The following is a 3477-nucleotide window of genomic DNA, read 5'->3' on the forward strand; positions in this document are numbered from 1 at the left end:
GTTCGCCAGCTCCGCCTCAACCCCCTGGCTGCCCTCCGTCTCCTCAGCCCTCAACCGAGTTGAGATAAAAGCCTGGGGTGGGGGGCGCGGGCGTTGACAAGTTCGGGGAGGGTGCCTATACTTCCTTTCGCGCTTGAGAAGGTTCCCGCGGGAACGGTTCGAGAAGCGCCCCGCCGCAAGGGGGGTTGGCCGAGTGGTTGAAGGCAACGGTCTTGAAAACCGTAGTGGGGCAACCCACCGGGGGTTCGAATCCCTCACCCCTCGCCACCACGCAGGCCCCAGCATGACAACCAGGTGCTCTCTTTTTGGAGAGGTGGGTGAGCGGCTTAAACCAAGCGTTTGCTAAACGCTCGTACGCCTTAAAAGTGTACCGCGGGTTCGAATCCCGCCCTCTCCGCCAAGCACCACACCAGGCATGTGCCCGTAGCTCAGCTGGATAGAGCGTCTGACTACGGATCAGAAGGCCAGGAGTTCGAATCTCTTCGGGCACGCCAGCAAAATCCCCCACCCGGTGGGGGGTTTTCTTTTGCTTGGGCAGGGGAAAAGGCCCGCCGGAGTGCTCCAGGCTTCCGGCGGGCCTTTTCCCTCGCTAGGCCGGAACGAGCACCAGCGCCCCCCGTGCGGGCACGTCCAGCTCGGTGTCGCCGCCGAGGTTATAGGGCTGCCCGCTCAGGGCGTCGCGGTAGGGGCCGGGCCGCACCCCGGTCAGGGGCAACCTGGCCGCTGCTTGCGCCGCGTTGAGGGCCACATACGCCGCCTGCTCCTCCAGTTCGCGGGCATAGACGAGGGCCTCGCCCTCGGCGTGGGTAAAGCGCAGCTCGCCCCGGCGCAGGGCGGGGGCAGCGTGCCGAGCGGCGGTGAGCTTCTGGAGCATCTCCAGCGTCCCCCTGTCCCAGCTCGCCTCGTCGTGCCAGGGGAAGGCGCGGCGGCAGTCGGGGTCGGGGCCACCGGGAAGGCCCACCTCGTCGCCCGCATAGATGCAGGGTGCCCCCACGTAGGTCATCTGAAAGACGCTGGCGAGCCGGAAGGCGGTCGCGTCCCCGCCCGCCGCCGTCAGAAAGCGGGCCGTATCGTGCGAGTCGAGCAGGTTGAGCTGCGCCCGCACAACCTCCGGGTGGTACATCCGGGTGACCTCCCCGATGCGCCGGGCGAAGGCGGGGGCATCCATGGGGTCCACTCGGCCCATCCCGCTGGCCTCGCTCACGGCGTGGTTCAGGGTCCGCGCCCCGAAAAAGCCCAGGCAGGGGCGGGCAAAGTGGTAGTTCATGACGGCGTCGAACTGGTCGCCCGCCAGCCAGCGGTGCGCGTCCCCCCAGATTTCCCCGACGATGTAGGCGTCCGGGTTAATCGCCTTGACCCGCCGCCGGAACTCGCGCCAGAAGTCGTCATCGTCAATCTCGTTGGGCACGTCGAGCCGCCAGCCGTCAATCCCAAAGCGCACCCAGTACTCGCCCACCGAGAGCAGGAACTCGCGGACGGCGGGGTTCGCGGTGTTGAACTTCGGCAGCGCCCGCATGCCCCACCACGCCTGGTAATTCGCGGGCCGGGTGTCGTCGTAGGCGTGCAGCGGCCAGCCCTCGACGTGGAACCAGTCGCGGTAGGCGCTCGCCTCGCCCTGTTCGAGCAGGTCGTGGAACTGAAAAAAGCCCCGGCTGGCGTGGTTAAAGACCCCGTCGAGGACGACCCGGATGCCGCGAGCGTGCGCCTCGTCGAGGAGGTGCCGCAGGGCCTCATTGCCGCCCAACATGGGGTCGACCCGGAAATAGTCGTGAGTGTGATAGCGGTGGTTGGAGGCCGACTGAAAGACCGGGCAGAAGTAGATGGCGGTCACGCCCAGCGAGGCGATGTGGTCCAGGCGTTCGGCCACCCCCCACAGGTCGCCGCCCATGTAACCGTGAATGGTCGGGGGGCTGCCCCAGGGCTGGAGGTTCAGGCCCGTCACCCGGCCTGAGCGGGCAAAGCGGTCGGGAAAGATTTGGTAGAAGACGGCGTCCGCAACCCAGGCGGGCGTGACGGGATGGGGAAGTTCGGTGGGCGACATTCCGGGTCAGGATAGTGGCAAACCCTTCACCGGGGCCTGACTAGCCGGGCACGTCCCCCACCCGCCGCGCCTGCAAAAAGGCCCGCGCCTCCTCCGGGGTGCGCACCTCGCCCAGCGCCTGCGCCTCGGCGACCGCCCGCAGCGCTTCCCCCACGGCGGGACCGGGGGAGAGCTGGAGGAGGGCCATGACCTCCTCGCCGGTCAGGAGGGGCCGGGGGGCCTGGGGCTGCTCCTCCAGTGCGGCAAGCACCCGCTCGAAGGCACGGGCGTAGGCGTGCCGGATGGCGGGATGGCTGTCGGGGCCGCGCGAGGCCTCGCGGTCGGCCAGCATCAGCCGCAGCAGGTCCGGCAGCAGCGGGCGGCGGCGATGCACGAAGCGCCGGGCTTCCCGCTCGTCCGCCGGGAGCTGCGCCATGTGTGCCCGCACCAGCGCCACCGCCCGGTCCACGGTGGCGGAGGGCAGCCGCAGCCGCGTGAGCATCTCGCGGGTCAGCTCGGCCCCTCCCCGGTCGTGGCCGTAGAAGGTGGTCCGGCCTGAGCGCGGGTTGGTGCCCCGCGTGCGCGGCTTGCCCACGTCGTGCAGCAGGGTCGCCCAGCGCAGGGCGGGGTCAGCGTCCGGAAAGCGGGTCAGGAGCTGATGCAGGGCTTCCACCCCGTGGTGAAACACGTCGAGGTGATGAAAGCCGCCCTGCACCATCCCCAGCCCCTCGCGCAGTTCAGGCAGGGTCAGCGCCAGCAGCCCCAGCTCTTCCAGCCGCAGGATGCCCCGTGCCGCGTCACCATGGGCGAGGAGGGCTTCCAGCTCATCCCGAATGCGCTCCGGGGCGGGCCGGGGTAGCCCCCCGCGGGCGAGGTCGGCGGCCACCCCGCGCACGGCGGCGGCAGTGCCTGCCTCCAGCCGGAAGCCCAGCGTGACCTCAAAGCGCACCCCCCGCCATGCCCGCAGGGGGTCTTCGCGCAAGTTGGCCTCCGACACCATCCGCAGCCGCCGCGCCCGCAGGTCGGCCCGCCCGCCCGCAGGGTCGAGCACCCGCCCTTCCGGGGTCAGCGCGAGCGCATTGACCGTAAAGTCGCGCCGCAAGAGGTCGTCCGTGACGTTCCCTGGTCGCGGCACGAAGTCGTGCTGCACGCCGCCGGGGGCATGGACCCGCCAGTAGCCCCGCTCTGCGTCCAGGGGAAAGGCCGCGCCGCCCACTGCCCCCGCGAGCGTCCGGGCGGCTCCAGCGGGGTCGGGTACCGCCCAGTCGTAGTCGTGTGGGGGAATGCCCCGCCACCAATCGCGGACCGCCCCCCCCACCAGCAGGCCCCCCGCGGGGAAGGGCGGCAGGGTGGGGCGGCGGCGAAACATGCCCGCCATGCTACAGGCTTTTATCTCAACTCGGTTGAGGGCTGAGGAGACGGAGGGCAGCCAGGGGGTTGAGGCGGAGCTGGCGAAC

At 70.2% G+C, this 3477-nt stretch carries 2 protein-coding genes and 3 tRNA genes; 3 read left to right on the forward strand and 2 right to left on the reverse strand.

Going from position 1 to position 3477, the window contains the following annotated elements:
• Positions 1–179 precede the first annotated feature (179 nt).
• The 3 genes from H565_RS0108915 (at position 180) to H565_RS0108925 (ending at position 494) form a co-directional block, all read left to right on the forward strand.
• Positions 180–267: transfer RNA gene (locus H565_RS0108915), tRNA-Ser, on the forward strand.
• Between the two features lie 40 nt (positions 268–307).
• A tRNA-Ser gene (locus tag H565_RS0108920) sits at positions 308–400 on the forward strand.
• A 17-nt stretch (positions 401–417) separates the two neighbouring features.
• Positions 418–494, forward strand: a tRNA-Arg gene (locus H565_RS0108925).
• A gap of 95 nt (positions 495–589) precedes the next feature.
• Here the strand turns inward: H565_RS0108925 and H565_RS0108930 are convergent.
• Together H565_RS0108930 and H565_RS0108935 are read right to left on the reverse strand one after the other, a co-directional pair.
• Positions 590–2041: a glycoside hydrolase family 13 protein gene (locus H565_RS0108930; RefSeq protein ID WP_027460724.1), complete on the reverse strand. Its 1452-nt coding sequence runs from the start codon at positions 2039–2041 to the stop codon at positions 590–592.
• A 40-nt stretch (positions 2042–2081) separates the two neighbouring features.
• Positions 2082–3389: a tRNA nucleotidyltransferase/poly(A) polymerase-related protein gene (locus H565_RS0108935; RefSeq protein ID WP_027460725.1), complete on the reverse strand. Its 1308-nt coding sequence runs from the start codon at positions 3387–3389 to the stop codon at positions 2082–2084.
• Between the last annotated feature and the right edge of the window lie 88 nt (positions 3390–3477).

Source organism: Deinococcus murrayi DSM 11303, from assembly GCF_000482805.1.
In the GTDB taxonomy this organism is placed as follows: Bacteria; Deinococcota; Deinococci; order Deinococcales; family Deinococcaceae; genus Deinococcus; species Deinococcus murrayi.

Bases quoted from the DNA above. Each gene is read 5' to 3' on its own strand.
- H565_RS0108935 (WP_027460725.1), bottom strand. From the start codon at position 3,389: ATGTTTCGCCGCCGCCCCACCCTGCCGCCCTTCCCCGCGGGGGGCCTG.
- H565_RS0108930 (WP_027460724.1), bottom strand. From the start codon at position 2,041: ATGTCGCCCACCGAACTTCCCCATCCCGTCACGCCCGCCTGGGTTGCG.